The following is a 24,930-nucleotide window of genomic DNA, read 5'->3' on the forward strand; positions in this document are numbered from 1 at the left end:
CCTCGCGGCGGGGTGCGGGCTCAGCGCTGGCGGACACGGCCGGAGTGTAGGCGGGGGTGCAGGCCGAGCGGAAGGGGTCGACCGGTATCGGCCCAGGTCACGCGGTTTCCGGTCAGCCGCCCGCGCGCCGCATGAGCAGTTCGCGCACCCGGCTCGCATGGCGGCGGCTCACCGCGAGTTCGGCGTCGCCTATCCGCACGCTCATGCCTCCGCCGTCGAGGCGGAGTTCGTCGATGCGGTGCAGGGCGACGAGATGGCTGCGGTGGATCCGGACGAACCCGTACGGCTGCCAGCGCTCCTCCAGAGTGGTCAGCGGTATGCGCACAAGGTGGCTGGCGTCAGCGGTGTGCAGGCGCGCGTAGTCGCCCTGGGCCTCGGCGTACGCGATGTCGGCGATGGCCACGAGGCGGGTGACGCCGCCGAGTTCGACGGGGATCCGGTCGGCGGAGAGGTCCACCGCGGGCCTGGCGACGGCGGCCTGTTCGGCGACGCGCCGCACGGCCTCCGCGAGGCGCTCCCTTCGCACGGGCTTGAGGACGTAGTCGACGGCCTTCAGGTCGAAGGCCTGCACGGCGAAGTCCTCGTGCGCGGTGACGAAGACGATCATCGGCGGCCTGGCGAACCCCGCGAGGAGCCGCGCCACGTCGAGGCCTGTGAGCCCGGCCATCTGGATGTCGAGGAAGAGCACGTCGATGGCGTTGGCGTCGTCGCCTCCCGCGTCCAGGGCGCGGCCGATGCGGCGCAGTGCCTCGTTCGCGTCGGTGGCGCCCTCGGCTGCGCGCACCCGCGGGTCGGCCCGCAACAGGTAGAGCAGCTCGGCGAGTGCGGGTTCCTCGTCGTCGACGGCCAGTACGCGCAGCATGCGGTTGGAGTGTAGGTGGTTGTCCAGTGGTGGCCAATCCTGGTGGGACTTGAGTGATTCGGCGGCCGGTTGCGTACGGGAGGGCGAGCGGCACACACCGTCCGCTCAGAGGTCAGACACGTACGACGCGAGGAACGGCATGAGGTCCCTGGATCGGCATCGCGACGTCGGCGCCTACGCGCTGGGCGTCCTCGACGAGGCGGACCGGTTCCGCTTCGAGGACCATCTCGGGCAGTGTCCGCGGTGCGTGGCGCGGGTCGGGGAGTTCGGGTCCACTACGGCGGCACTGGCGCTGTACGCGCGGGCGACGCCGCAGGCCGTGGAGACCGTGACCGAGGCGGGTCCCGTGCTTCTGGACGGACTGGTGTCGCGGATGGAGCGGGTGCGCCGGGCGGGGCGCAGGCGGTGGCTGTGTGCGATGGCGGCGGCGGTCGTGCTCGCCGTGGCGGGGCCGGGTGTTGTGGTCCTGGGCGGATCCGGCGACGGCGCCGTGCGGCTGGACGCGCGGGACGCGCGGACCGGGGTGTCGGCGTCGGTGACGGCGTCCGGCCGCGAGTGGGGCACCGCGGTGGGGATCGAGGTCCGTGACGCGCGCGGGCCCCGCGTGTGCGAGCTGGTGGCCGTCGGCAAGGACGGTTCACGGCAGACGGTGACGACCTGGGCCGCGCGGGCCCATGACGCCGCGGCGACCACGACGCAGAGCGCGGTGGCGCTCCACCCTCGGGAGATCGCCCGCTTCGAGGTGCGGACCACGGACGGAACGCGTCTGGTGACCATCCCTATGCGGTGAACCCCCTCCCTGGCACGCGACTTCGGGCAGCGCCCCCAAGGGCGTTCACTTCAGGAGCTTCGACATCCTGCGGTCCGCGAGCGGCTTGCCGCCCGTCTGGCAGGTCGCGCAGTACTGGAGCGACGAGTCGTGGAAGGACACCTCACGGATCGTGTCGCCGCACACCGGGCACTTCTCGCCCGCTCTGCCGTGCACCCGCAGCCCGCTCTTCTTCTCGGCCTTGAGCCGCCCGGCCGCGACGCCGCGGGAGCGCTCGACGGCCTCGGCCAGCGTGTCCCGCAAGGCCTTGTAGAGGACGGACACGTCGTCGGCGGTCAGGCTCGACGCGAGCTTGAAGGGGGACATCTTCGCGGCGTGCAGGATCTCGTCGCTGTAGGCGTTCCCGATGCCCGCGACGAGGCTCTGGTCGCGCAGCGCCCCCTTGATCTGCCGCCGCTCGCCGTCCAGGAGAGCGGCGAAGCGCGCCTCGTCGAAGCCGTCGGCGAGCGGGTCGGGGCCGAGCCTCGCGATGCCGGGGACATCGGCCGGGTCACGGACGACGTACGCCGCGAGGCTCTTCTGGGTGCCCGCCTCGGTGAGGTCGAAGCCCTCGCCGTCCTCCAGGGCGACGCGCAGGGCGAGCGGTCCCTTGCCGGGGCGCGGCGGGCCGTCGGGGAGCCGGTCCCTCCAGTGGAGCCAGCCTGCGCGGGCGAGGTGTGTGACGAGGTGAAGCCCGTCAGCGTCGAGGTCGAGGAACTTGCCGTGCCGCGTCACGCCCGTGACCGTGCGGCCCTCCAGGGCGGCGGGCGGCGGGTCGTACGTCTTCAGGACGCTCACGGCGACGGGCAGGACGCGGACGATCTCGTGCCCCACCAGATGCTCGGTGAGGAAGTCCGTCAGCGCTTCGACCTCGGGAAGTTCCGGCATACGTCCAGAGTGCCACCGGGCACCGACAGCGCCAGGTGAGCCGTCATGGTGCCCGTGGTCAGTCCCTGGCCGGCACCACGAACTCGCACCACACGCACTTGCCGCTCCCCCGCGCCTCCACGCCCCACACGTCCGCGAGCCGGTCCACGAGGAGCAGGCCGCGCCCCGAGACGCCGTCCTCGCCCGCCTCGCGGCGGCGCGGGAGCGCGCTGGAGGTGTCCTCGACGTCGACGCGCAGCCTGCGGTCGGACGCAGTGATCACGCGGAGGGTGACGATCGCGGGGCCGTCGGTGTGCATCAGCGCGTTGGTGATCATCTCGTCGGCGACGAGCTCGATCTCATCCTCGCGCCCGCCGGCGCCCCAGGCCCGGACGGCGGCCCTGATCATGTGCCGGGCCTCTCTCAGGGCCTCGGGGTCGTTCGGCGCGACGTGTTGCTGGAGGCGGCCGCCCGACTGGGGCGCGCCGATGCCGCGCCGGCGCAGCAGGAGCAGGGCGACGTCGTCGTCACCGCCGCGTTCGTCGACGCTCTCGCACAGCAGGTCGCCGAGGTCGCCGAGGTCGTGGGGGCCGCTGCCGACGAGGGCCGTGAGGGCCTGCAGTCCGTCGTCGAGGTCGGCGCCCGGCTGCTCGACGAGGCCGTCGGTGCACAGGATCAGTGCCTGGCCCGGGTCGAGTTCGACGGTCCCGACCGGGTATTCGAGCCGGCCGAACTCGGCGGAGAGGCCGAGCGGCAGGCCGCCGTCGACGGGCAGTCTGCGGCAGGTTCCGTCGGTGAGGCGCAGCAGCGGGTCCAGGTGTCCGGCGCGCACGAGCTGGACGACCCCGGTCGACAGGTCGGCCTCCGCGTACAGGCAGGTCGCGAACCGCTCGGTGTCGAGTTCGTGGAGGAAGACGGAGGCGCGGGCCATGACGGTGGCGGGCGTGTGCCCCTCGGCGGCGTACGCGCGCAGCACGATGCGCAACTGTCCCATGACGGCGGCGGCGTGGGTGTCGTGTCCCTGGACGTCGCCGATGACGGCGCCGACGCGTCCGCCGGGCAGCGGGATCACGTCGTACCAGTCGCCTCCGATGTCGCGGCCGAGGGCGGCCGAGCGGTAGCGGACGGCGATGTCGGCGCCCGAGACCGCGGGAATGGTGCGGGGCAGCATGGCCTGCTGGAGGCCCTGGGCGAGGTCCTTCTCCTGCTCGTAGAACATCGCGCGCTGGAGGCTCTGGGCGATGCTGCTGCCGAGGGCGACGAGGACGTTGCGCTCGTCCTCGGTGAAGCCGCGCTTGTCGGTGTAGAGCAGGCCGAGCGCACCAATGGGTCGGGCCTGCGCGATGAGCGGCAGGTAGGCCGCGGCCGTGATCTCGAGCTGGGTGATGTGCGGCCACAGCAGCGGGTAGGACCGGGCGAAGTCGTCGGGGGACTCGATGAAGCGGGGCGCGAGGGTGCGTACGACGTCGCCCATGGGGTACGGCTCGTCGATCCGCGTGACCTTGGTGCCGGGCACGAAGCTTCCTTCGGGGCCGTCGGCGACCAGGTGGATGCGGCCCGCCCTGACGAGGCCCATGACGAGGCTGGTCGCGCCGAGGTGCTGGAGGCCGTGGCTGTCCTTGAGGACGTCGATGACGTCCTGGACGGTGCGGGCGTGCGCGAGGGCGGCGGTGGTGCCCTGGACGACGCTGGTCTGGCGGCGGCGCAGGGCGTCCTGTTCGCGGCGGGCCGAGCTGTCGCTGAGTTCCTGGGTGGCGTCGCGGACGATGCCGATGATGCGGCGCGGGCGGCCGATGTCGTCGCGCCTGATGTAGCCCTGGGTGTGCGTCCAGCGCATCCTGCCGTCTCGGCATTTGATGCGGAAGTAGGCGCCGTAGTTCTCGTTGCTGCTCTTGAGGGCCGTGGAGACGATTTCGTCGAGGCGGGTGGCCTCGGTCGGGGGGATGCGGATGTCGAGCGACTCGGGCCGACCCTCGTACTCGTCGGGGCGTACGTCGAAGATCTCGTGGGCCTTGGCGTCCATGTGCATCAGGCCGGTGTCGAGGTCCCAGTCGAAGCTGCCGATGCCCAGGTGGTCCCCGAACTCGGCGAGGAAGCAGCAGGCGGCGCCCCCTGTCGCCCTGCCGCAGTGCGTGCAGTCGATCGGCTCCCCGCCCCCCGTACCGGCGGCTTCCATGGGGCCACGCTAGGCGCAGCGCGAATCACTCGCATGCGGGGCACGGCGTACTCCGGACGGGCCTGGGCTCACCCCGGAGCGCGCCGGGGCCGTCGGTGCGGCGGCGCTACGCCGGGATGGGGCCCGTCAGCTGTCGGAGACGTTCGCGACGGACGGCACGTCGGGGATGAGCCCGCTGCCGTCGGGCCGGTCGGGGCTGTCGGGGACGGTGTCCGGGCCGAGGTCGCTGGATCCGTCGCCGGGAGGCGAGTCCGTGGGGGGTTCGGTGTCGCCGGGCGCGCTGGTCGGCGGGCTCGCGGGCTCGGAGGCCGGCGCCGACTTCTCCGAGGAGGGCGGCTGTGACGACGGGGGGCTGGCGCTGCTGGAGGAGTCCGGCGGGCCGGTGCTGCTGCTCGGGCTCGGCGACGCGGACGACGACGGGGGCGACGTCGGGGGCGACGCGGAGCTGCCGGAGGGGTGGGGCTTCGGCATCGGGGGCGGCGGTACGCGCTTGTCGTGCTGCCCGTCGTCACCGACCTTCCGCTCGACCCACGTGTTGTTCGTGATGTTCACGATGACGATGTTCGTGATGACCTTCGGTGCCGGGGTGACGACCACGACCTGAGCGGGCCGGTACCCGGACCACTGCTGTCCCTGGGTGTTCGGCGTCCCCTTGAATGCGACGGGCGGGCCCAGCGGGTTGCCGCACGCGCACCGCACCCGGGGCATCCCGCGGTCGTCGACGAGGACGGCGGTGCCGGCCTGGAGCACGGCCTGGTAGCTCGTCGCCTCTCCGGAGCGGTAGCCGTGGTTGGTGACACGCGTGTCGGCGCGCAGGACGACCGGCGTGAGACCGCGCAGGAAGCCGGGGACGGAGGCCGCGGAGATGCCTTCGGCGGCGGCGAAGGCGCGTTCCTTGGTCGGGTCCTCGGTGAGGAAGGTGACCTGCTTCTCGACGTCGCAGCTTCCGACGGACTGCGTGCCGCCGTAGAGGCCGGGGGTCGCGCCGTCGACGGGGTGCATGCCCTGCGTGCTCGCGGAGGCGGTGCCACTCGGTGACGGCGGCTGCGGCGTTCGGGTGACGGGCGCGGGGGTCTCGGTGGTCTTGGCGGTGGAGTCGGTGAACGGGTCGGGGCCCGTCCCGGCCACGGGCTGGAGGAAGAGCTCCCCCTTGTCGGCCGACGCGTTGTTGCCGCTGTCCCCCGAGCATCCGGCGACCAGGAGCGCGGCGGATATCGCCAGGGCAGCGACAAAGGTCCTGGTGGGTGAGCGCACCGTGTTCTCCCGCCTACAGATGGGCACTTTGCTCCATTGTTTGCGGCGAAATCGGGCATCTCGCAAGCGCAATGCGATCCCGCACGCGCGTGCGCTCACCCTCCGTCACACTGGAGAGGTGGAGTGGTTCAGCTCGCCGGGGTACTGGCTCGGCCGCCTGATCTTCCAGCGCGGTCTGGCCGCGCTGTATCTCGTGGCCTTCGTCGGGGCGGCGCTGCAGTTCCGGGCTCTGATCGGCGAGCGCGGCATGCTGCCGGTTCCGCGCTATCTGGCGCTGATGCCGTGGCGGCAGACGCCGACGCTGTTCAGGGCGTACTACTCGGACCGGTTCTTCGCCGGCGTCGCATGGGGCGGGGCCGCGGTGTCGGCCGCACTCGTCGCGGGCCTCGCCGACCTGGTGCCCCTGTGGGCAGCCATGGCGCTGTGGGTGGTGCCATGGGTGCTCTATCTGTCGATCGTGAACGTCGGGCAGACCTGGTACGCGTTCGGCTGGGAGTCACTCCTGCTGGAGGTGGGCTTCCTCGCCGTGTTCCTCGGCAACGAACGGGTGGCGCCACCCGTGCTCGTACTGGTGCTCCTGCGCTGGGTCCTCTTCCGCATCGAATTCGGCGCGGGCATGATCAAAATGCGCGGCGACGAGTGCTGGCGGAAGCTGACGTGCCTCTACTACCACCATGAGACACAGCCGATGCCGGGCCCGCTGAGCTGGTTCTTCCACCGGCTCCCGCGCCCCCTGCACCGCGTCGAGGCCGGGGCCAACCACGTGACCCAACTCGTCGTGCCCGTGTTCCTGTTCACCCCGCAGCCGATCGCGACGGGCGCGGCCTGCCTGATGATCCTCACCCAGCTGTGGCTGGTCCTGTCGGGCAACTTCTCGTGGCTGAACTGGCTGACGATCGTGCTCGCCGTGACGGCGGTGGACTTCTCCCTCCTGCGCGAGCCGCCGCACCTGGCCGCCGCCCCGCTCTGGTACGAGTGCGTCGTCATCGCCGTCACCGCACTCGTCGTCGCGCTGAGCTACCGCCCGGCACGCAACCTGCTGTCCCGGCGCCAGTCCATGAACCGCTCCTACGATTCCCTGCACCTCGTCAACGCGTACGGAGCCTTCGGTTCCGTCGGGCGCATCCGGCACGAGATCGTCATCGAGGGCACGGCCGACCCGGTGCCGCGCGAGGAATCCTCCTGGCTGGTCTACGAGTTCAGGGGAAAGCCGGGCGATCCCGGGCGCTGGCCACGCCAGTTCGCCCCCTACCATCTGCGGCTCGACTGGCTGATGTGGTTCGCCGCACTCTCCCCCATGTACGCGGAATCCTGGTTCGGAGGCCTCATCGAGCGCCTCCTCACCGGCGACCGCGACACGCTGCGGCTCCTGCGCCGCTCCCCGTTCCCCGCCGACGCCCCGCCCACGTACGTCCGGGCCCGGCTCTACCGCTACCGCTTCACCACATGGCGCGAGCTGCGGGCGACAGGTGCCTGCTGGGAGCGGACGTACGTACGCGAGTTCCTGAGGCCGACGCGGCTTGCCGCCTCCCGGATTCAGAACCGGTAGACGCGGGTCGCCGTGCCGCCGAAGACCGCGTCACGCTCAGGGGTGGTCAGCGAACCCGTCAACTCATGTGCTGCTTCCATGACTTGCTCGTAGGTCGCCGCCAGATTGCACACCGGCCAGTCCGAGCCGAACATCACGCGGTCGGGCCCGAACGCATCCAGCACCGTGTCGGCGTACGGCCGAAGCGCCCCCGGCGTCCAGGTCTCCCAGTCGGCCTCGGTGACCAGGCCGGAGAGTTTGCAGACCGTGTTGGGGAGGGCCGCCAGCACGCGCACGTCGTCGGCCCACGGCTCGGTGACGCCCGACGCGATGGGCGGCTTGCCGCAGTGGTCGAGGACGAAGGTGAGGCCGGGCAGAGCGGCGGCCGCCGCCGCGCAGGCGGGGAGCTGGTTCGGCAGCACCACCAGGTCGTAGACCAGACCGGCGTCGGCGACGGCCTCGAGGCCTCGGCGCACGTCGGGCCGCAGCAGCCACTCGGGGTCGGGTTCCCCTTGGACCTGGTGGCGGATGCCCTTCAGGTAACGTCCGCCCGGGAGTTCGGCGAGCCGGGCCAGGGCGTCGCCGATGTCCGGGCGCGTGAGGTCGGCCCAGCCGACCACTCCGGCGACGAGTTCGCTGTCGTGCGCGAGGGCGAGGAACTCCGGGGTCTCCTCCTCGACGGTGACGGTCTGCACGAGGACGGTGGCCGTGACACCGGACTTGCGCGCCAGGGGTGCCAGGTCGCCCAGTGTGAAGTCCCGCCGGATCGGGGCGAGTTGCTCACCGGTGATCCAGTCCTGGTCGCGCACGGAGAGGTCCCAGACGTGGTGGTGCGCGTCGACGATCGCGGGCATCACAGCTCCCAGACGACGGGCAGGCCCGCGTCGGCGCCGTCGGCCGAGTAGTCGTGGACGACATCGAGGAGTTCGGCCATGCGGGCCTGCCAGGCGATGTTCACCGGCAGCTTGTCCAGTTCGGCGAGCATGCGGGCGTAGTCCTCGCACTCCAGGACGTGGAACAGGTCGGTCCCGCTGCGCCAGATGGTCCACGACGTGGCACCGGCCGCGCGGATGGCCTTCCGGAGTTCGGCCGGGACCTCGCGGTGGGCGGCCTCGTACGCCTCGACGCGGTCGGCGCGGACCTTGGTGTGCAGGGCGATTCTCACGGGTGCTCCTCTCCGGGTACGGGGACGTGGTCGGCAAGGAGTCCCCCGGCGCGGGCGTCCTTCCAGAACGCGGCCGGTACGGCGACGGTGAACTGCTGTGCGGTGTCGCGGACTTCGTGCGGCGAGCGGGTGCCGACCAGGACACTCGCCACCGCCGGATGACCGAACGGGAAGGCGAGCGCGGCCGCCCGCAGGCTGATGCCGTGCCGCTGCGCCACGTCCTTCAACCGGTAGGCACGATCGAGGACTTCGCGGGGCGCCGCCGCGTAGTCGTACGTCGCGCCGGGCCGCGGGTCGGCGAGGAGGCCGGAGTTGAACACGCCGCCGACGACGACCGACGTGCCGCGCGCCTGCGCCTCGGGCAGCAGTTCCGTCAGCGCCCCCTGGTCGAGGAGGGTGTAGCGGCCCGCGCACAGGACGGTGTCCACATCGGTGTCGCGGACGAACCGGGTGAGCATCGCGGCCTGGTTCATGCCGGCTCCGATCGCCCCGACGACGCCCTCGGCGCGCAACCGCTCAAGGGCCGGGTAGGCCTCGCGGAACGCCTGCTCACCGTGGTCGTCCGGGTCGTGCAGGTAGACGATGTCGACGCGGTCGAGGCCCAGCCGCGTCAGGCTGTCCTCCAGGGAGCGGCGCACCCCGTCCGCGCTGAAGTCCCAGACGCGGCGGTGCGTGGCGGGCACGGCGAACCCGTTCTCCAGGTCGTCGCCCCCGCTCTCCCCGGCCGCTACGAGGAGGCGTCCCGCCTTCGTGGAGACGGTGTACGCCGACCGGTCCCGGGCCGCGAGTGCCTCGCCGAGGCGCCGCTCGGACAGGCCGATGCCGTAGTGCGGCGCCGTGTCGAAGTAGCGGATGTCCGCGTCCCAGGCCGCGTCGACAGCGGCCCGGGCCTCCTCGTCGGTGACGGGCGCGTACAGGTTGCCGATACCGGCGGCGCCGAAGGACAGCTCGGTGACCTCGACGCCGCTGCGGCCCAGGGTGCGGGTACGCATGGCGGTCACTGGCCCGCGGGGCGCAGCCGCAGACCCTGCATCCCGCCGTCGACGGCCAGGGCGGTGCCGGTGGTGGCACCGGACAGCGGGCTGGCCAAGTACGCGACGGCGCCCGCGACTTCGGCGGCGGAGACGAGGCGGCCCGTGGGCTGACGGGATGCGAGGGCCGCGCGCTCGGCGGCCGGGTCGGGGGCGGCGGACAGCAGCCTGCCGACCCATGGGGTGTCCACGGTCCCCGGGTTGACGCAGTTGACGCGTACCCCTTCGCGGACGTGGTCGGCGGCCATGGCGAGCGTCAGGGAGTACACGGCGCCCTTCGACGCCGAGTACAGGGCGCGCTGCGGGAGGCCGGCCGTCGCGGCGATGGAGCAGGTGTTGACGATCGCCGCGTGCTCGGAGTCCCTCAGGTGGGGCAGGGCTGCGCGCGTGGTGCGGACGATGCCGAGGACGTTGACGTCGAGGACGCGGTGCCACTGGTCGTCGTCGTTGTCCTCGACGGTGCCCTGGGCGCCGATGCCCGCGTTGTTGACGAGGACGTCGAGGCCGCCGAGGTCAGCCACGGCGGCGGCCACGGCGGCGCGGACGGAGGCGTCGTCGCCGACGTCGGCGGTGTAGCCGCGCAGCGGCTTGTCGACGCTGCCCGGGTCGAGGTCGAGCACGGCGACGCCGGCGCCGCGGGCGGCGAGGAGTTCGGCGGTGGCCCGGCCGATCCCGGACGCTCCGCCGGTGACGAGGGCCTTGAGCCCCGCGAAGTCCTGCACGTCGCTGGCGTCGGTCATGCCGCTGCACCCTTCTGGTCGGTGGCGCCCTGCCGGGCGAGGTCGGCGGCCCAGAAAGAGCCGTCGGGGTAGGTGTACTCCGCGATGGACTCGGGCCGCATCGCGGCGGAGAAGCCGGGCGCGGTGGGCGCCGTGTAATGGCCGTCGCGCATCACGACGGGGTCGATGAAGTGGCCGTGCAGATGGTCGACGTACTCGATGACGCGGTCCTGCGTGGTGCCCGCGACGGCGATGTAGTCGAACATCGAGAGGTGCTGGACGAGTTCGCACAGGCCGACGCCGCCCGCGTGCGGGCACACGGGGACGCCGAACTTGGCGGCGAGCAGCAGGATGGCGAGGTTCTCGTTGACGCCGCCGACGCGGGCCGCGTCGATCTGCAGGATGTCGATGGCGCCGGCCTGGAGGAGCTGCTTGAAGATGATGCGGTTCTGGACGTGCTCGCCGGTGGCGACCTTCACGGGCGCGACGGCCCTGCGGATCGCGGCGTGACCGAGGACGTCGTCGGGGCTGGTGGGCTCCTCCACCCAGTACGGGTCGAACTCGGCGAGCGCCTTGGTCCACTCGATGGCCTCGCCGACGTTCCACCGCTGGTTGGCGTCGATCGCCATGCGGATGTCCGGGCCGATCACCGAGCGGGCGGTGCGGCAGCGCCGGATGTCGTCGGCGAGGTCAGCGCCGACCTTCAGCTTGATCTGCCGGAAACCGTCGGCGACGGCCTGCCGGGCGAGGCGGCCGAGCTTCTCGTCGGAGTAGCCGAGCCAGCCGGGTGAGGTGGTGTAGCCGGGGAAGCCGCGCAAGCGCAGGGTGCTCTCGCGTTCCGCCGCGCCCTCACGGCCCGATCTGAGGAGCGCGAGGGCGTCGTCGGGGGTGAGCGCGTCGGCGATGTAGCGGAAGTCGATCTGCGAGACGAGCCACTCGGGCGTCGCGTCGGCCAGGAACTGCCACAGCGGCTTGCGGGCGCGCTTGGCCGCCAGGTCCCACACGGCGTTGACGACGGCACCGATCGCCATGTGCATCACGCCCTTCTCGGGGCCGAGCCAGCGGAGCTGGCTGTCGCCGATCAGGTCGCGGTTCAACGTCCCCGGGTCGGCGCACAGTTCGTCGACCCCCCGGCCGACGACATGGTGCCGCAGGGCGTCGATCGCTGCGACCTGGACATCGTTGCCACGACCGATGGTGAACGTGAATCCGTGCCCCTCGACTCCGTCGGCGGCGTCGGTGCGGAGCACGACGTAGGCGGCGGAGTAGTCGGGGTCCGGGTTCATGGCGTCGGATCCGTCCAGCTCCCTGGAGGTCGGGAACCGGATGTCGAAAGTGTCAACCGCGATGATTCGGGCGGCAGTTGGAGACACGGGTGGCCTTTCTTGCTGAGGCGGGGGTCAGTCCTGGGCGCGGCCGGTCGTCACACGGGCGATCATCAGGGCGAGGAGGATGATTCCGCCGTAGATGGCCTGGATCCAGAACGACGGAACCTGGGCGAGGGTCAGCAGGTTCTGGACGACACCGAGCAGCAGGACGCCGGTGAGGGCGCCGAACATGGTGCCCTTGCCTCCGTCGAGGCTGATGCCGCCGATGACCGCCGCCGCGAACACGGTGAAGATCATGTTGTTGCCCTGGTTGGCGCTGATCGCGCCGACGTAGCCGGTCTGCATGATCCCGCCGACCGAGGCGAGGACGCCCGCGGCGACGAACACACCGAGCATCACGCGCTCGACGCGGATTCCCGCCGCGCGTGCGGCGTCGGCGTTGCCGCCGATCGCGTACATGGCGCGGCCGATCCGGTGGTACTTCAGGATGAGGCCCACCACGCCGAAGGCGACGGCGGCCAGCCACACCGACATCGGGATGCGCAGGAACGTCGTGGTGGCGAGGGAGAAGAACGCGTCGGGCATCCCGAACAGCGTCTTGCCCTTGGTCGCGCCGACGAGCAGTCCGCGCAGGACGATCAGCATCGCCAGCGTCACGATGAAGGCGTTGAGCTTGAACTTCACGACGAGGATGCCGTTGAAGGCCCCGATCACCGCGCCCACGACGAGGATCGCGAGCAGCGCGAGCACGGTCGGGAACTCGGTGCCGAATCCGGACTGGGAGACCGGCAGGACGAGCAGGGCGCCGACGGCGGGCGCGATGCCGACCACCGACTCCAGGGACAGGTCGAACTTGCCCGTGATCAGGACGAGCGACTCTGCGAGCACGACCATCGCGAGGGCTGCGGACGCGCCGAGGATGGAGATCAGGTTGCGTTCGGTGAGGAACGAGTCGTTGACGACCGCTCCGAGCACCATCAGCAGCAACAGGGCCGGTACGAGGGCGAGTTCGCGGGCCCGGCGCAGCAGGACGGTCTTCGCGGACCCTTTGCCGGGCAGCCGTACGGGGGTGGCTGGTGAGGCCGACGGGGCCTTGATGTCAGCCATGGTCCACTCCTTCGATGGAGGCGATCAGCTCGTGGTCGTTCCAGCCGGCCGCGTGCTCGGCGACGACCTTCCCGTGGAAGAGGACGAGGACCCGGTCGCAGCGGCGCAGGTCGTCGAGCTCGTCGGAGACGACGAGGACCGCGGTGCCGTCCTCGCGGGCGCTGTCCATGCGGGACAGCAGGGACTCCTTGGACTTCACGTCGACGCCCGCGGTGGGGTTGATGAGGACGAGAAGGCGGGGGTCGGAGGCGAGGGCACGGGCCATGACGACCTTCTGGGCGTTGCCGCCGGAGAGGTCGGACACGGGCTGGTCGGGGCCCTCCGCATGGATGTCGAGGCGGTCGATGAGGTCGGCGGCGAAGCGGCGCTTGCGGTCGGTGCCGACGAAGCCGTAGCGGCCCAGGCGCCCGAGGACGCTCATGGTGGCGTTGTCGCCGATGGTCATGCCGGTGACGAGTCCCTGGTCGTGCCGGTCGCGCGGCACGCAGCCGACGCCCGCCGCGAGCGCGGCGCCGACATCACCGAACGGCAGATTCCTGCCGTCGAGTCGGGCCGTTCCGGCGGTCGGCGTGTGCAGTCCGGCGAACGCCTCGGCGAGCTGGATCTTGCCGCTGCCGCTGGATCCGGCGAGCCCGACGACCTCGCCGCTGCGGATGGTCAGGTCGACGTCGTGGTACGCCTCCGAGGTGAGGCCGCGCGCGTCGAGGAGGACGGTGGCGTCGGGCTCGTGTTCCACGGCGGCGCGGGCGGCCGCGCGCTCCTCGGCGATGACCTCGCCGGCCATGGCCTCCACCAGTGCGGCGCGCGGCAGTTCCGCGACGGGTGCCGTGGTGATCCAGCGGGCGTCGCGCAGCACGGTGACCGTCTGGCAGACCTCGTACACCTCCTGGAGGTGGTGCGAGATGAACAGGAACGTGACGCCGGATTCCTGGAGGGCCCGCATGCGGGTGAAGAGGCGCTCGATCTCGCGGTTGTCGAGCTGTGCGGTGGGCTCGTCGAGAACGATGAAACGGGCGCCGCCGCTCAACGCCCTGGCGATCTCCACCATTTGGCGGTCCTCGACCTTGAGGTCGGCGGTGCGGGCCTCGGGGTCGACATGGATGTCCCAGGTGCCGAGGACCTGCGCGGCCTCCTCCTGGAGCTTGCGCCAGGAGAAGAAGCCGCGGCGGCTGCCGGGCTGCCGGTTGATGAAGAGGTTCTCGGCGACCGTGAGTTCGGGTACGACGGTCGGCTTCTGGTAGACGCAGGCAACCTTGGCGCGCCAGGCGTCGCGGTCGCTGAGCGGGGGCGCGGGCTCGCCGTCGAACAGGAGGGTGCCCGCGTCCGGTGCCTGGAGGCCGGTGAGGACCGTGACCAGGGTGGACTTCCCGGCGCCGTTGCGGCCCACGAGGGCGTGGGACTCGCCGGGCAGGACGGTCAGGCGACCGTCCTGCAGGGCGACGGTGGGACCGTACCGCTTGGCGATGCCCGACGCCTCGACCAGCGGCCTGACCGCCGGCGTGGTTGTCGTCGAGGTGCTCATTTGACCGTGTTTCCCCAGAGCTTCGGGTCGTCGACGTTGTCCTTGGTGACGAGCGGCGCGGGCAGCTGGTCCTCGAGGATGCCGCTGGGCAGCTTGACGATCTCCGAGTCGTGGTCGGTGGGACCGGGCTTGAACGTCTTCCCCTGCATCGCCGCCTTGATGTAGTACATGCCGTACTTGGCGTAGGCGTCGGCGGGCTGGGAGACGGTCGCGTCGATCTGGCCCTTGCGGATCGCGGCGAACTCCTGCGGGATGCCGTCGTTCGAGACGATCGTGATGTGGCCCTTCTCGCCGGTCTTCTTCAGCAGGCCCTTGGACTTGAGGGTCTGCAGGGTGGGCGCGAGGTAGACGCCGCCCGCCTGCATGTAGATGCCCTTGATGTCGGGGTTGGCGTTGAGGAGGGTGTCCAGCTTGGACGCGGCGGTGTCGGACTCCCACTTGGCGGGGATCTCCAGGACCTTGAGGTCCGGGTACTTCTTCTTGACGCAGTCGCGGAAGGCCTGCGAGCGCTCGCGGCCGTTCACGGAGGCGAGGTCACCCATGATCTGGACGACCTTGCCGGTCTTGACCTGCTGGCCGAGGTACTCGCAGGCCTTCTCGCCGTACGCGACGTTGTTGGCGCGTACGACCATGGCGACCTTGCCCTTCTCGGGCGCGACGTCCACGGCGACGACGGGGACGCCCTTGCGCTCGGCCTGGTCGAGGCCGGCGGAGATCGCGGCGCTGTCGAGGGGCGCGACGACGAGACCCTTGACGCCCTGGTTGAGCTGGTTGTTGATGTCCGTGATCTGCTGCGAGGGGTCACTGTTGGAGTTGACGGTCTTGAGCGCGTCCACGCTCTCGGACTTCGCCATCTTCGGCACGTAGTCGTTGTACGACTGCCAGAACGGCGAGGTGAGCAGGGGCAGGATGACCCCGACCTTGCCCTTTCCGTCACCGCCGCCCTTGCCGCCGGAGGCGACGTCGTCCTTCGTGCTGCCGCAGGCGGAGAGCACCAGGGCGGCGCAAGCGGCGACCGCCGCCGCGCCCACGATCCGCGACCTGTTCCGCTTGCGCACTGTTCTGCCGGCCATCTGACGGCTCCTCATCGAGCGAGATCGAGCGACTTCTGGTACCTGATGGCGGAAATATTTATCAGACCACTTGGCGGCCACAACACCCCTCGGCGCCAACTTTTCCGTGTTTCAGGCCGTAGTGGTCCGACCACATCTCTGGCTAGACTGCGGCGCATCCGGCATATTGAGGAGCGTCCGTGGAACAGACCGCCCCGCAGAAGGGCACCGTGACGCAGCGGGCCATCGAGCAGATCAAGGCGATGATCGGCGAGGGACTGCTCGAGCCGGGCCAGCGGCTGCCGACGGAGCGCGATCTGGCCACCCAGCTCGGCATCTCGCGCAGCTCCATGCGTGAGGCGATCAGGGCGCTGACGGTCCTCGGCGTCCTGGAGGCGCGGCACGGATCCGGCATCTACGTCACGCAGTTGAACGCCGGGGATCTCCTGGAGACGTTCGGCGTCGTCGCGGACCTCTCGCGCGGCGCGCGGCTTGTGGAGCTGATGGAGGTGCGCCGCGTGCTCGAGTCGACCGCGACCGCGCTGGCGGCCGCGCGCATCACACCCGAGCAACTCGCCGAAGTGGAGCTGCACTTGGCGGCGATGGCGGCGACGGACGACCCCGAGGAGATCCTCTCCCACGACCTCGCGTTCCACCGGGTGATCGCCACGGCCGCGGGCAATGACACGATGGCCGCGATCCTGGAGGGACTGTCGTCACGGACGTTCCGGGCCCGCGTGTGGCGCGGCTACCAGGAAGAGGGCGCCTTCGAGCGCACGGGCCGCGAGCACGCCCGTATCCACCGCGCGCTGGTCGCCCGCGACCCGGAGGCGGCGCGCGCCGCGGCGGCGGCCCATGTGGGCGAGGTCGAGGCCTGGATGCGCAGCCAGCTCGACGCCGAACCGACCTGACCACCCCCCGCAAGAAGGAGAGTCAGCGCGGCGCCTGTGCTGCCAGCGCCGAGAGCAGGAGCCCCAGGGCCGTCTCGAAGGAGCTCTCCGCCATCAGGGGCAAGTGCGCGCGCACGGCGTCGAGTTGGGGGTACGTGTCCGCCGGGAGCGACTGGTACGTGTCCGTCCAGGCGCTGTGGTCCTGGGCGCGCCGCTCGGGCGGCAGCGCCAGATGGGAGGCGTCCAGGGCCGCGTGCCCCAGCGCCGTGTCGACGAACGCCGCGTAGTACCGCACGGCCGTTGCCGCGTCGAAGCCCGCGCTCCGCAGCAGCCCGATTCCCGTCTCCACCGCCTTGACCTCGTTGATCCGACGCGTCACGCGGTACGCGGCCATGGCGGCGATCCGCGGGTGCTCGCTGTAGGCGCGGTGGATCCGTCGCGCCATGGTCCGCAGGTCCGCGACCCAGTCGTCGCTCCGTGCGAAGCCGGCCATGCTCTCGCCGATGATCCGGTCGGCGACGGCCAGGAGCAGGTCGTCCGTGTTGTGGAAGTAGCGGTAGACCGCACTCGGGTCGCAGCCGAGCGCGGCGCCCAGTCTGCGCACGCTCAGCGCGTCGGGCCCGTGCTGGCCGACCAGGCGCAGGGCGCAGTCGACGATCAGGTCGGCGGAGAGCAGCACCCCCGACTTGGTCGGCTTGCGGCGCCGCCGCTCCACCGGAATCCGCCCTTCGGTCATACCGAATCCCCTTCCGTCCGCGCTGCCCGTTCGCCTTATGTCAACACCATTGACGCAACATTGACAAGGCCTGTTTGATCGCAGCCTCCCTCCCCTCCTCCGGTTTCAGGAGTGTCCGAATGAGCAGCGAACCCCCTGGCCTGCGCCGTTCCCTCGGTGTCGTCGACGGCGTCGCCATCGCCGCGTCCAGCACCGCGGCCACCACCAGCATCGGAATCGGCATGGGTGCGCTCGCCGCGACGGTGGGCCTCCAGGCCCCGGCGATCCTGCTCGTGGCGTTCCTTCCGATCCTGGGCATCGCCTCCGCGTACGCCCGCCTCAACCGCTCCGAGCCGAACATGGGCAGCGGCTATGTGTGGGTCGGCAAGTCGCTCGGCCCGTGGCCCGGCTTCATCACGGGCTGGGTCACCCTGATCGGCACAGTCATCTTCATGGCGTACACCAGCGCCGTGACCGGGTCGGTCTTCCTCCAGTTCGCGAACAAGGCCGGCTGGCACCACGCCCTCGGACTCACGCTGGACCCGAACTCGACGGCCCTGAGCACCGTGGTCGGCCTCCTGGTCCTGGCCGTCGTGACGTACACGGCGATCACCGGCGTCCGCAAGGCCACCCGGCTCCAGACCTGGCTGCTCGTCTTCGAGTACGCGGTCCTGCTGGCCTTCTGCGGCTGGGCCCTGATCTCGGGCGGCCACGCCTTCCAGTGGTCGTGGCTGAACCCCTTCGCGATCCACGACGGCACGGCCTTCGCGCAGGGCCTCGTCCTCGCGGTGTTCTTCTTCTGGGGCTGGGACGCGGCGTTCAGCGTCACCGAGGAGACGAAGAACGTGCGGGACGCGGGCCGGGGCGGCTTCATCGCGCTGTTCACGATGCTCGCGATGTTCCTCTACGGAGCCGTGGCCTTCCAGCGCGAGATGAGCCTGCCGGAGCTGGTCGCCCAGGGCCCGCAGGGCCTCACGTATCTGGGCGCGAAACTGGCCGACGAGCCGTGGGCGACGCTGCCGCTGCTCGCGCTGATGTTCTCCGCGGTGGCCTCGCTCCAGTCGAGCGTCATCCCGACGGCCCGCGGCCTCCTCGCCATGGGCCGCGACCGCACGATGGGCCAGGTATGGACCCGCGTCAGCCCGCGTTACGAATCCCCGGCCCTCGGCACGGTCCTCATCATGTCGATCTCCGCCGCGGTCTCCGTGCTCGCGCTGGCCATCCCCAAGCTCAACGAGATGATCCTCGCCGCCGTCAACTCCATCGGCCTGGTCGTCGCCCTGTACTACGGCCTGACGGCGCTCGCCTGCGCGGTCCGCTTCCGCGCCGCCCTGCACGGTCCGCTGTCCGGTGCGCTGCGCGCGGTCGTGGCCCCCGGGGTCAGCGGCATCGCGCTCCTCGGGATCGGCGTCTACCTCGCCCGCTCGTACGTGACGATGAGCGACAGCTTCGAACTCAGCCCGGACAACGGGTGGTTCATGCTGTCGGTACCGGTCGCCATCGTCGCGTCCGGCCTGGTGATGGCCGCGTACGCCAAGTACGTGCGCCGCTCCCCGTACTTCGTCAAGGGCGGTGTCACCACTCCCGAGCCGGTCCCCCTGACCGCCGAACGTTCCTGACCAGCCCCTGTCCCCTCACTCCAAGGAGTCACGTCCCATGCCCGACACCGCCCCCGCCGATCTCGTCTTCACCGGCGGCCCGGTCCACACCTTCTCCCCCGCCCGCTCGCGCGCGACCTCCGTGGCCGTACGCGGCGAGCGGATCGTCGCCGTGGGCCACGACGAGGTACGCCAACTCGTCGGCCCGGCCACCGAAGTGGTGGACCTGAAGGGAAAGTTGCTCATCCCCGGCTTCCAGGACGCGCACGCACATCCCGTCGGCGGCGGCCTGGAACTCGGCCAGTGCGACCTCAGCGGCGCGACGACCCTCGACGAGTACCGGCGCCGCATCTCCGCGTACGCTCAGGCGCACCCCGACACCGAGTGGATCACCGGCGGCGGCTGGTCGATGGAGGCATTCCCCGGCGGCCTGCCCACGGCCGCCGAGCTCGACGCCCTCGTGCCCGACCGCCCGGCCTACCTCGTCAACCGCGATCACCACGGCGCCTGGGTCAACTCCCGCGCCCTGCAGGCCGCCGGGATCGACGCCCGCACCCCCGACCCCGCCGACGGCCGCATCGAGCGCGACGCCGACGGGGCACCGACCGGCATGCTCCAGGAGGGCGCGGCGAACCTGATCGGACGGCTGCTGCCGCCCGTCACGCTGGAGCAGAGGATCACGGGCCTGCTGCGGGCCCAGGCGTTGATGCACTCCCTCGGCGTCACCGCGTGGCAGGACGCCCTCCTCGGCGAGCACGCCAACCTCACCGACCCCACGGACGCCTATCTCGCGACCGCCGCGGACGGGCGCCTCACCGCGCGGGTGGTCGGCTCGCTGTGGTGGGACCGTTCGCGCGGCACCGAGCAGATCGACGAGCTCGTGGCGCGCCGCACGGCCGGCACGCGCGGACGGCTGCGCTGCACCACGGTGAAGATCATGCAGGACGGCGTGGCGGAGAACGGCACGGCGGCCCTCCTCGGCCCCTACCTGGACGGCTGCGGCTGCGCCTCCGACAACAGCGGCATCAGCTTCGTCCCGCCCCTCGACCTCCAGAAGTACGTGACCGAGCTGGACGCACGCGGCTTCCAGGTGCACTTCCACGCCCTCGGCGACCGGGCGGTGCGCGAGGCACTCGACGCCGTCGAGGCGGCGCGCACCGCCAACGGGCGCACCGACACCCGCCCGCACCTCGCCCATCTCCAGGTGGTCCACCCCGACGACATCGGCCGGTTCAGGGAGCTGGGCGCGACGGCGAACATGCAGGCGCTGTGGGCGGCGCACGAGCCGCAGATGGACGACCTGACGATCCCGTTCCTCGGCCCCGAGCGCAGCGCGTGGCAGTACCCGTTCGGCGATCTTCAGCGTTCGGGGGCGACGCTCGCGGCGGGCAGCGACTGGCCGGTGAGCAGCCCGGACCCGATCGAGGCCATCCACGTCGCGGTCAACCGCGTCCTGCCCGACGCGGCGCCCGGCACCCCCGTGTTCCTGCCGGAGCAGCGGATCGGCCTGGACGCGGCGCTCACGGCGTACACCGCGGGCAGCGCGTACGTGAACCACCTGGACGACGTGACCGGCTCGATCACGGCGGGGCGCCTCGCCGACCTGGTGGTCCTCGACCGCGACCCGTTCGCGGCGCCCACGGAGGAGATCGGCGCGACGCATGTCCTGGAGACGTTCGTGGGCGGCGAGCGGGTGTACGCCGCCGGGTGACCGGTTCCTACACGTCCGCCGCACACCGGAAACCGCAGTTCCCGCTGCTGGAGTCCGGTGTGTTGGCGGTACGCGCGGCCACGCGGTAGCGGTTGCAGTACGAGTCGTGGCACATGTACGAGCCGCCGCGCATCACACGTGTGTCGCCCTCGGCGGGGCCGCGCGGATCGGTGAGCGGCGCCGCCGGGTGGTCGGTGGTGAACCGGTCGGCGACCCACTCCCACACGTTGCCGACGGTGTTGTGGAGGCCGTAGGCGTTGGGCCGGTAGGCATCGACGGGCGCCGTGCCGGTGTGGCCGTCCTCGCCCGTGTTCACGACGGGGAACTCGCCCTGCCAGATGTTGCAGCGCCAGTGGCCGCGCGGGGTCAGCTCGTCGCCCCACGGGTAGCGGGCCTGGTCGAGGCCGCCGCGGGCCGCGTACTCCCACTCGGCCTCGGTGGGCAGCCGCTTGCCGGCCCAGGCGGCGTAGGCGCTCGCGTCGTCCCAGCTGACGTGGATCACAGGGTGCCGCGACCGGTTGCCGATCCCGGAGCCGGGTCCCTCGGGCGCGCGCCAGGTCGCGCCCTCGACACCCCGCCACCAGGGGGTGCCGGCGGGGGCGGGCGTCGCGCGGGCGAGGCGCGGGTCGAGGAAACCGGCGAAGACGTACGACCAGCCGAACCGCTCGGCGGCGGTCACGAAGCCGGTGTCCTTCACGAACGTCGCGAACTGGGCGTTCGTGACCGCGTGTTCGTCGATCCGGAAGCGGCCGACGGTGACCTCGCGGACCGGACCCTCGCCGTCGCCGGGGTTGGCCCGGTCGTCCTCGTTGCCCATGCGGAACGTCCCGCCGGGCAGGGTCACCATGCCCTTGCCGGAAGCGCGCCGGACCGTCGGGACGAGGGGCACGGGCTGCGGATCGCCGCCGCCTTCACGGCGCGCGGCGCAGCAGGCCTTCGGGGTCACGTCTTCCGCAGTCATGGTTCCCCCTCGTACACGCACTCGACCGATGCGGCCGATCCTCGCACGCGTGGGGCGGCCCGCGTCCGGCGGGCCACCCCACGTCCCGTTCCCCGCGCTCAGACCCGGGAGCGGTAGAGGCCGAACCGGGCGATGTGCGGGCCGGTGCGGGTCTGCGTGATCCGCAGGCGCCACTCGCGGGCCGTCACGGGCGCGGGCAGGACCAGGACGCGGCTCGCGCCGATCGTTCCGGCCCGCGCCACCTCGGTCCAGGCTCCGCCGGACTTCGCCTCCACGACGAACTGCTCCACCTGCTGGCCGTGCCGGATGTCCTCGGCGAGCCGGATCCGGTCCACCTCCCGGGCGGTGCGCAGGTCGACGGTGCGGGTGCCCTCGCCGTCGTCGCGCACACGGGCGCTGTGGGCCAGGTCCACGGGCAGTTCGCGGTCGATGCGCTCGCGGAACTCCTTGAGCCGCGCCACGTCCGCCGAGGGCAGCAGGCCGTCCGTGTCCGGCGGGATGTTGAGCAGCAGCACGGAGTTGCGGCCCACGGACCGGAACCAGATGTCGGCCAACTGGTCGACGCTCTTGGGCTGTTGGTCCGCGTGGTAGAACCAGCCGGGCCTGATGGACACGTCGCACTCGGCGGGCCACCACTGGAGGTACTGGGCCACGGAGCGCGACTGCGCGAGCGCGTCACGGCTGCCCTGGTCCGGCGCGTCGTACCGCAGGGCGTAGTCGACGCTTCCGTTGCCCGAGTCCTTGACCGGGACGACGCTCCACTCGTCCTCGCGGGCCAGTCCGCCCTCGTTGCCCACCCAGCGCACATCCGGTCCGCGCACGGCCATGGTGGCGCCGGGGGCGAGCGCGCGGATCACCGCGTACCAGCTGTCCCAGTCGTACGTCTCCACCTTCTCCGGTGGGATGCGGCCCTGCGCGCCGTCGAACCACACCTCGTCGACGGGCCCGTACTCGGTGAGCACCTCGTAGAGCTGGTTGAGCATGTGGGCGCCGTAGTCGGTCGCGTCGAGGGTGAACGTGCGCGGGTCGTCGCCTGCCCGGTCGTCGCCGTCGACGAGCGTGGGGATGGTGCGGGCGGACCGCTTGCTGCCGTTGGCGTAGACGCCGTCGAGGTACTGGTTCTCGTCCGCGGGCGAGATGTAGACGCCGACCTTGATGCCGTACTTGCGCATGGAGTCGGCGAAGGAGCGCAGCACGTCGCCCCGGCCGTCGCGCCAACTGCTCGACGCGACATCGTGCTTGGTGTAGCGGGACGGGTAGAGGACGAAGCCGTCGTGGTGCTTGACCGTGAGGATGGCGAGTTTGAATCCGCCGTCGCGCAGCGCGCGTGCCCACTGGTCGGTGTCGAGGCCCGTCGGCTGGAAGACGTTCGGGTCCTCGTCGCCGGTGCCCCATTCGAGGCCGGTGAAGGTGTTCACGCCGAAGTGCAGGAAGGCGGTCTTCTCCAGGCTCTGCCAGGCGATCTGACGGGCCGTCGGGCGGACCTGTGAGGCCTTGGCGACCATTTCCTCTGGGGAGTCCGCGGTGCTGATGGGGATGCGGTAGTGGGGTTCTGCCGCCGTGGTTGCGGTCGCTGCCGGGGCGGCCAGGGCGAGGGAGTTGCTCGACGCGGCCACGGCCGTGGCCACGGCGGCGGTCATGAAGAGTCGTCTGCTGACGGTCATCTGCGGGTGGGGTCCCTTCGGGGCGGCGCCGGTTCAGCGCTGGGTCAGCGTCCAGACGGTCGGGGTCTGCTGGTCGGGCGGGTTCTGCACGAGACGTCCGTCGGGTGTCGCGTTCAGGGTCATGCGTGTGAGGGCGTTGGTGAGCACGTAGCCACCGCCGGAGCGGGTCACCTGCCAGCGCTGAAGGGTGTTCTTCGCGTCGCAGGTCTCCTGCGTGACCGCCGAGCCGGGCTGCAGCGGCACGTTGAGGGTGAGCTTTCCGCTGCGGGTCTCCAGGCAGTTGCCGGTCGCGGTGGACTTGAGGGTCAGATAGCCGTCCGGGGTGCGGGTGAGCGCGAAGCCGGCCGCCTGCGTGCGGTGGCGTGTGTCGGCGAGGGTGTACGCGCCGTCGGCGAGGGGCGGCTGCGTCAGGACCCGCTGTCCCGGTGCCGTGCCGACGTCCTCGGCCCGCGCGGTGAAGCCGGCGTACGTCGCGTCGGGGTGCGGGTCGCTCCATGTCGCCTGCGCGAGATGGCTCAGGGGCAGCCGGGCCGCTGCGGCGACCTCGTTCTCTGTCTCTCCGCGCCCGTTGTCGGGCCACAGGCTGATCTTGGCGCCGGTGATGCCTTCGCGCGAGGCGAGCTTCTCACCCTCGAAGCTGCGCGGGTCCCACTGCTCGTCGTAGAGCTTCCGCGTGTCCGTGTGGAAGCCGCCGCGTATGAGGTAGAGAGAGTAGGCGGAGTTCATCACGGGGTAGCCCTGCGCGATCAGTTCACTGGGCTTCACCTTGACGCCGAGCCAGTGCTCGACGGTCGTGCCGGCCGTCACGGGGACGGTGTTGGCGCCGGTGAGGCCGTCGTTCCAGATACGCAGCCGCTTGCCCTTGCTCGCGGCGTACTCGCCGACGCGGTTGACGAAGTCGATGAACGCGTCCTGGGGCGTGGCGTTCTCGCCGTACTTCTTCTTCGCGTACGCGGCGATCTGCGGGTACTTGGCGAAGTCCGAGCCGAGCATGTACTCGTCGGCGCCCATGTGCCACCACTTGGCGGGGAACACCTCGCCGTACTCGTCGATGAGGCTCTTGTAGTAGTCGAAGGCCGCGGGTGCGGTGATGTCGAGGCGGGACGGCTGCGGCTTGCCGTCGGAGTCGGTGAGCTGGAGGTCGGGGCGGTTCTCGATCCAGGGGTCCATGTGACCCGGGGAGTTGATCTCCGGAATGATGGTGACGTGGTACTTCTCGCCGAGCGCGACGAGGCGGCGTATCTCGCTCCTGGTGTAGTAGCCCCAGGTGTTGGCCTCGGGGTGCCGGTCGCTCTTCACCTTCAGCTCGACGAGCAGCTGGTTGAGCTTGTGGTACGCCATGTCGCGCACCAAGTTCTCCATCCAGTCCGTGGAGATGTGCACGTAGCAGGCGCAGACGCCGACGCCGCGTTCCTTGTAGCGGGGCACGTCGACGGTGCGTCCGGCCGGCACCTGGTCGCCCTGGGCGAGGAGCTGGAGGAGGGTGCGGGTGCCGTAGAAGGCTCCGGCCTCGGCCGCTCCGGTGATCTCGAGCCGCTGTGCGGCGCGGAGTTCGTAGCCCTCGGCGCCCAGGGACCCGCTCCGTGACGGCTCGACATCGACCACGATGTCGCCGGTACGGGACGGACCGCCGGTGACCGGCACGGTGCCCTTGCCCGCGGCGTGCAGGTCATCGGCGAGCGTGGTGGCGACGCGGCGAGAGGCGGCGTCGTGCGCGACCAGGCGGGCGCCGGGACCGTAGGAGTAAGTACCTTGTCCTGGCGTCCAGTTGGTGAGGCTCGGCAGGGTCCGGGGCACGGGGTCCTGGGGTGCCGCCCGCGCCAGGGGGGCCGGTGCCGCAAGCAGCAGGAACGCCGCGACGGTGCCGATCAGTCGGTGTCTGCGTCGCCGGGGTGCGATCGTGGAGCTCAGATCCGTCATGAGGTCCGATGATTCAAGCCCTCCGGCGGGGTGTCAATGGATCGTTCCCGGC

Annotated in this window: 21 protein-coding genes; 5 read left to right on the forward strand and 16 right to left on the reverse strand. The window is 71.3% G+C overall.

All coding sequences use genetic code 11. From position 1 onward, the window contains the following. Positions 1 to 112: 112 nt before the first annotated feature. Positions 113 to 862 (reverse strand): LytR/AlgR family response regulator transcription factor, encoded by a 750-nt coding sequence (locus OG758_RS07305; protein WP_326709208.1) that lies wholly within the window; start codon positions 860 to 862, stop codon positions 113 to 115. Between the two features lie 139 nt (positions 863 to 1,001). Here OG758_RS07305 and OG758_RS07310 point away from each other — a divergent pair, with 139 nt between their 5' ends. Further along, positions 1,002 to 1,652, forward strand: coding sequence for a zf-HC2 domain-containing protein (locus OG758_RS07310; protein WP_326709209.1), 651 nt, complete (start codon positions 1,002 to 1,004; stop codon positions 1,650 to 1,652). Between the two features lie 45 nt (positions 1,653 to 1,697). On the opposite strand, the gene OG758_RS07315 is transcribed toward OG758_RS07310, so the two are convergent. From OG758_RS07315 to OG758_RS07325, 3 genes are all read right to left on the reverse strand, one after another. Beyond that, on the reverse strand, positions 1,698 to 2,558 hold the full coding sequence (locus OG758_RS07315) for an Fpg/Nei family DNA glycosylase (RefSeq protein ID WP_326709210.1): 861 nt from the start codon (positions 2,556 to 2,558) through the stop codon (positions 1,698 to 1,700). Positions 2,559 to 2,616: 58 nt separating this feature from the next. Continuing rightward, a complete protein-coding gene (locus OG758_RS07320) occupies positions 2,617 to 4,713 on the reverse strand; it encodes a SpoIIE family protein phosphatase (RefSeq protein ID WP_326709211.1) in 2,097 nt (698 codons plus the stop codon). Positions 4,714 to 4,839: 126 nt separating this feature from the next. Continuing rightward, a complete protein-coding gene (locus tag OG758_RS07325) occupies positions 4,840 to 5,967 on the reverse strand; it encodes a DUF6777 domain-containing protein (RefSeq protein ID WP_326709212.1) in 1,128 nt (375 codons plus the stop codon). A 118-nt stretch (positions 5,968 to 6,085) separates the two neighbouring features. Here OG758_RS07325 and OG758_RS07330 point away from each other — a divergent pair, with 118 nt between their 5' ends. Continuing rightward, positions 6,086 to 7,516: a lipase maturation factor family protein gene (locus tag OG758_RS07330; protein WP_326709213.1), complete on the forward strand. Its 1,431-nt coding sequence runs from the start codon at positions 6,086 to 6,088 to the stop codon at positions 7,514 to 7,516. Here OG758_RS07330 and OG758_RS07335 read toward each other — a convergent pair. Genes OG758_RS07335 through OG758_RS07370 form a run of 8 tightly spaced genes read right to left on the reverse strand, consistent with a single transcriptional unit; the run spans position 7,504 to position 15,440 of the window. Continuing rightward, the gene (locus tag OG758_RS07335; protein ID WP_326709214.1) at positions 7,504 to 8,349 is read right to left on the reverse strand and encodes an amidohydrolase family protein; all 846 of its coding nucleotides are present in this window, start codon (positions 8,347 to 8,349) and stop codon (positions 7,504 to 7,506) included. The genes OG758_RS07330 and OG758_RS07335 overlap by 13 nt on opposite strands. After that, the gene (locus tag OG758_RS07340) at positions 8,349 to 8,660 is read right to left on the reverse strand and encodes an L-rhamnose mutarotase (RefSeq protein ID WP_326709215.1); all 312 of its coding nucleotides are present in this window, start codon (positions 8,658 to 8,660) and stop codon (positions 8,349 to 8,351) included. Before OG758_RS07340 ends, OG758_RS07335 begins: the two co-directional genes overlap by 1 nt. Next, on the reverse strand, positions 8,657 to 9,652 hold the full coding sequence (locus tag OG758_RS07345) for an aldo/keto reductase (RefSeq protein WP_326709216.1): 996 nt from the start codon (positions 9,650 to 9,652) through the stop codon (positions 8,657 to 8,659). Before OG758_RS07345 ends, OG758_RS07340 begins: the two co-directional genes overlap by 4 nt. A gap of 5 nt (positions 9,653 to 9,657) precedes the next feature. Then, positions 9,658 to 10,413 (reverse strand): SDR family NAD(P)-dependent oxidoreductase, encoded by a 756-nt coding sequence (locus OG758_RS07350; protein ID WP_326715837.1) that lies wholly within the window; start codon positions 10,411 to 10,413, stop codon positions 9,658 to 9,660. Between the two features lie 14 nt (positions 10,414 to 10,427). Continuing rightward, positions 10,428 to 11,783 carry an L-fuconate dehydratase gene (locus tag OG758_RS07355; protein WP_326709217.1) on the reverse strand — a complete coding sequence of 452 codons (1,356 nt, stop codon included), beginning with the start codon at positions 11,781 to 11,783 and terminating at the stop codon, positions 10,428 to 10,430. A gap of 27 nt (positions 11,784 to 11,810) precedes the next feature. Beyond that, positions 11,811 to 12,845: an ABC transporter permease gene (locus OG758_RS07360; RefSeq protein WP_326709218.1), complete on the reverse strand. Its 1,035-nt coding sequence runs from the start codon at positions 12,843 to 12,845 to the stop codon at positions 11,811 to 11,813. Continuing rightward, on the reverse strand, positions 12,838 to 14,367 hold the full coding sequence (locus OG758_RS07365) for a sugar ABC transporter ATP-binding protein (RefSeq protein WP_326709219.1): 1,530 nt from the start codon (positions 14,365 to 14,367) through the stop codon (positions 12,838 to 12,840). The genes OG758_RS07360 and OG758_RS07365 overlap by 8 nt, the downstream gene beginning before the upstream one ends. Continuing rightward, a complete protein-coding gene (locus tag OG758_RS07370; protein ID WP_227298884.1) occupies positions 14,364 to 15,440 on the reverse strand; it encodes a sugar ABC transporter substrate-binding protein in 1,077 nt (358 codons plus the stop codon). The genes OG758_RS07365 and OG758_RS07370 overlap by 4 nt, the downstream gene beginning before the upstream one ends. A 179-nt stretch (positions 15,441 to 15,619) precedes the next feature. On the opposite strand from OG758_RS07370, the gene OG758_RS07375 reads away from it, so the two are divergent. Next, complete coding sequence (locus tag OG758_RS07375) at positions 15,620 to 16,330, forward strand: FadR/GntR family transcriptional regulator (protein ID WP_266677864.1); 711 nt, start codon at positions 15,620 to 15,622, stop codon at positions 16,328 to 16,330. 22 nt (positions 16,331 to 16,352) lie between these two features. Here the strand turns inward: OG758_RS07375 and OG758_RS07380 are convergent, their stop codons facing one another. Continuing rightward, positions 16,353 to 17,045 carry a TetR/AcrR family transcriptional regulator gene (locus OG758_RS07380; RefSeq protein ID WP_326709220.1) on the reverse strand — a complete coding sequence of 231 codons (693 nt, stop codon included), beginning with the start codon at positions 17,043 to 17,045 and terminating at the stop codon, positions 16,353 to 16,355. A 119-nt stretch (positions 17,046 to 17,164) separates the two neighbouring features. On the opposite strand from OG758_RS07380, the gene OG758_RS07385 reads away from it, so the two are divergent. After that, entirely contained in the window at positions 17,165 to 18,643 is a 1,479-nt protein-coding gene (locus OG758_RS07385; RefSeq protein ID WP_326709221.1) for an APC family permease, read from the forward strand. A gap of 37 nt (positions 18,644 to 18,680) precedes the next feature. Further along, positions 18,681 to 20,333 (forward strand): amidohydrolase, encoded by a 1,653-nt coding sequence (locus tag OG758_RS07390; RefSeq protein ID WP_326709222.1) that lies wholly within the window; start codon positions 18,681 to 18,683, stop codon positions 20,331 to 20,333. Between the two features lie 7 nt (positions 20,334 to 20,340). On the opposite strand, the gene OG758_RS07395 is transcribed toward OG758_RS07390, so the two are convergent. The 3 genes from OG758_RS07395 to OG758_RS07405 form a co-directional block, all read right to left on the reverse strand. Beyond that, complete coding sequence (locus tag OG758_RS07395) at positions 20,341 to 21,294, reverse strand: formylglycine-generating enzyme family protein (RefSeq protein ID WP_326709223.1); 954 nt, start codon at positions 21,292 to 21,294, stop codon at positions 20,341 to 20,343. A gap of 98 nt (positions 21,295 to 21,392) precedes the next feature. Then, positions 21,393 to 22,958: an alpha-L-fucosidase gene (locus OG758_RS07400; protein ID WP_326709224.1), complete on the reverse strand. Its 1,566-nt coding sequence runs from the start codon at positions 22,956 to 22,958 to the stop codon at positions 21,393 to 21,395. Positions 22,959 to 22,991: 33 nt separating this feature from the next. Continuing rightward, positions 22,992 to 24,878: a family 20 glycosylhydrolase gene (locus OG758_RS07405; protein ID WP_326709225.1), complete on the reverse strand. Its 1,887-nt coding sequence runs from the start codon at positions 24,876 to 24,878 to the stop codon at positions 22,992 to 22,994. Between the last annotated feature and the right edge of the window lie 52 nt (positions 24,879 to 24,930).

The organism is Streptomyces sp. NBC_01474, from assembly GCF_035918215.1.
GTDB classification, from domain to species: domain Bacteria; phylum Actinomycetota; class Actinomycetes; order Streptomycetales; family Streptomycetaceae; genus Streptomyces; species Streptomyces aureus.

What these genes read in the sequence shown, in the direction of transcription:
- OG758_RS07390 (WP_326709222.1), top strand. Translation starts at nt 18,681, where the DNA reads ATGCCCGACACCGCCCCCGCCGATCTCGTCTTCACCGGCGGCCCGGTC.
- OG758_RS07310 (WP_326709209.1), top strand. Translation starts at nt 1,002, where the DNA reads ATGAGGTCCCTGGATCGGCATCGCGACGTCGGCGCCTACGCGCTGGGC.
- OG758_RS07365 (WP_326709219.1), bottom strand. Translation starts at nt 14,367, where the DNA reads ATGAGCACCTCGACGACAACCACGCCGGCGGTCAGGCCGCTGGTCGAG.
- OG758_RS07370 (WP_227298884.1), bottom strand. Translation starts at nt 15,440, where the DNA reads ATGGCCGGCAGAACAGTGCGCAAGCGGAACAGGTCGCGGATCGTGGGC.
- OG758_RS07380 (WP_326709220.1), bottom strand. Translation starts at nt 17,045, where the DNA reads ATGACCGAAGGGCGGATTCCGGTGGAGCGGCGGCGCCGCAAGCCGACC.
- OG758_RS07315 (WP_326709210.1), bottom strand. Translation starts at nt 2,558, where the DNA reads ATGCCGGAACTTCCCGAGGTCGAAGCGCTGACGGACTTCCTCACCGAG.
- OG758_RS07360 (WP_326709218.1), bottom strand. Translation starts at nt 12,845, where the DNA reads ATGGCTGACATCAAGGCCCCGTCGGCCTCACCAGCCACCCCCGTACGG.
- OG758_RS07405 (WP_326709225.1), bottom strand. Translation starts at nt 24,878, where the DNA reads ATGACGGATCTGAGCTCCACGATCGCACCCCGGCGACGCAGACACCGA.
- OG758_RS07400 (WP_326709224.1), bottom strand. Translation starts at nt 22,958, where the DNA reads ATGACCGTCAGCAGACGACTCTTCATGACCGCCGCCGTGGCCACGGCC.
- OG758_RS07395 (WP_326709223.1), bottom strand. Translation starts at nt 21,294, where the DNA reads ATGACTGCGGAAGACGTGACCCCGAAGGCCTGCTGCGCCGCGCGCCGT.
- OG758_RS07320 (WP_326709211.1), bottom strand. Translation starts at nt 4,713, where the DNA reads ATGGAAGCCGCCGGTACGGGGGGCGGGGAGCCGATCGACTGCACGCAC.
- OG758_RS07305 (WP_326709208.1), bottom strand. Translation starts at nt 862, where the DNA reads ATGCTGCGCGTACTGGCCGTCGACGACGAGGAACCCGCACTCGCCGAG.
- OG758_RS07385 (WP_326709221.1), top strand. Translation starts at nt 17,165, where the DNA reads ATGAGCAGCGAACCCCCTGGCCTGCGCCGTTCCCTCGGTGTCGTCGAC.
- OG758_RS07345 (WP_326709216.1), bottom strand. Translation starts at nt 9,652, where the DNA reads ATGCGTACCCGCACCCTGGGCCGCAGCGGCGTCGAGGTCACCGAGCTG.
- OG758_RS07335 (WP_326709214.1), bottom strand. Translation starts at nt 8,349, where the DNA reads ATGCCCGCGATCGTCGACGCGCACCACCACGTCTGGGACCTCTCCGTG.